This is a genomic window from Streptomyces phaeochromogenes, assembly GCF_001418655.1.
GTDB lineage: Bacteria > Actinomycetota > Actinomycetes > Streptomycetales > Streptomycetaceae > Streptomyces > Streptomyces phaeochromogenes.
In genome coordinates, this window is the sequence record NZ_LIQZ01000438.1 from 1 (window position 1) to 1,733 (window position 1,733).

Consider the following 1,733-nt stretch of genomic DNA (forward strand, 5'->3'; position numbering starts at 1 on the left):
GCACGGCCCGCGCCCCCACGCCAAACAGGCGCGAACCACCTCAGCCAAAGACGACGGCCGGCTTCAGTCGAAGACGACGGTCCGCCGCCCGTTCAACAAAATCCGCCGCTCCGCATGCCACTTCACGGCCCGAGCAAGCGCCTGGCACTCCACATCCCGCCCCACAGCGACAAGCTGCTCCGGCGTGACCTGATGCCCCACCCGCTCGACCTCCTGCTCGATGATCGGCCCCTCGTCGAGGTCGGCCGTCACATAGTGCGCGGTGGCACCAATGAGCTTCACACCACGAACGTGCGCCTGGTGATACGGCTTCGCGCCCTTGAAGCTAGGCAGGAACGAGTGATGAATATTAATAATCCGCCCGCTCAACTGCTTGCACAGATCATCAGAGAGCACCTGCATGTACCGCGCGAGCACAACGAGCTCGACCCCCTGCTCCCGCACCAACTCCAGCAACTGAGCCTCGGCCTGCGCCTTGTTGTCCTTGGTGACCGGAATATGATGAAACGGCACATCATAAGAAGCCACAAGCTCGGCAAACTCCGTGTGATTGGAAACCACAGCCGCGATCTCAACGGGAAGCGCCCCGATCCGCGCCCGGAACAGCAGATCATTCAAACAATGCCCGAACTTGCTGACCATCAGCACGACCCGCATCCGGTCCTCGGCCCGGTGGATCTGCCACTCCATCTGGAAGGAGTCACCGATCGCCGCGAAGCTGGCCCGCAGCTTCTCCACCGTCACCGGCGACTCCGCCGAGAAGTGGACCCGCATGAAGAACAGCCCCGTGTCATGGTCACCGAACTGCTGACTGTCCTCGATGTTGCACCCGGTCATGAAGAGATAACTCGACACGGCGTGCACGATGCCCTGCTTGTCAGGACAGGAAAGCGTAAGGACGTACTGCTCGGTCACGGACTGCTCGTTCATGCCCGCCAGGGTCCCACAAACCGAGCCGAGCCAGACCACACGTCCCGCCAGCCGGACCGGGACGGAGGCCCCGCGCCCACCCAACCGCCGAAGGCCTACGCGGACCGAGTCATGATCCGCAGAACCTCAAGCGTCCGAGGCTGCACATCGGGATCCTCCCCGTCGCTCACCGCCATCCGAACGTGCGCATCCCGAGCAGCCCGCACGGCCTCGGGCCACCCCGGATGTTCGAGATAAACGGAGACGACAGCATCGGGCCCCACCTGATGCATGATCCGCAGCACCCGAAGCACGGCGGAATCGACGAGCGCCGCCTCCTGCGAGTCCCGGAAGATCGTCCCCACGTATTTCTCGGCGGACCAGTTGTCCAGCCAGGTGTCCTCGACGAGGCGATAGACGGCGTCGGTCACATCCCCGTACCCGTCGACCCCCGCGAGCCAGACCCCTCGCTGGAACTCGGTGTCGGAAAGCATGTGCAGCGCGGAGCGCACATTGCTGCGCCAGCGCCACCACGGCATGTCGTTCAGTGGCATGCCGCCCATGGTGGATGAGCGACGCCCGCGACGGGAAGAGTTCTCCGAACCTTGCACGGTCACCGATCGTACGTTCTCGCCGATTCGTCCCGCCCCGCACCCCGGAGTTCACCTTCTGGTCACCAAGCGTTGACCATGGGTCACACCTGCCGTAGCAGTGTGACGGAATCGTGCGTGTCCATGACCGGCAGGCGACGCACCCGCACCCTCCTCCCCGCCCACCACCGTCCCGCCAAGGCCAGAGCGCTGTCCGCGGGCGCGTTGGCGGCG

2 protein-coding genes are annotated in these 1,733 nt (G+C 64.6%); both read right to left on the bottom strand.

The features are described from left to right. Nucleotides 1-63: 63 nt before the first annotated feature. On the bottom strand, nt 64-930 hold the full coding sequence (gene purU, locus AOK17_RS42085; protein ID WP_055617932.1) for a formyltetrahydrofolate deformylase: 867 nt from the start codon (nt 928-930) through the stop codon (nt 64-66). 95 nt (nt 931-1,025) lie between these two features. Next, complete coding sequence (locus tag AOK17_RS42090) at nt 1,026-1,526, bottom strand: SCO4402 family protein (RefSeq protein ID WP_055617931.1); 501 nt, start codon at nt 1,524-1,526, stop codon at nt 1,026-1,028. Nucleotides 1,527-1,733 lie beyond the last annotated feature (207 nt).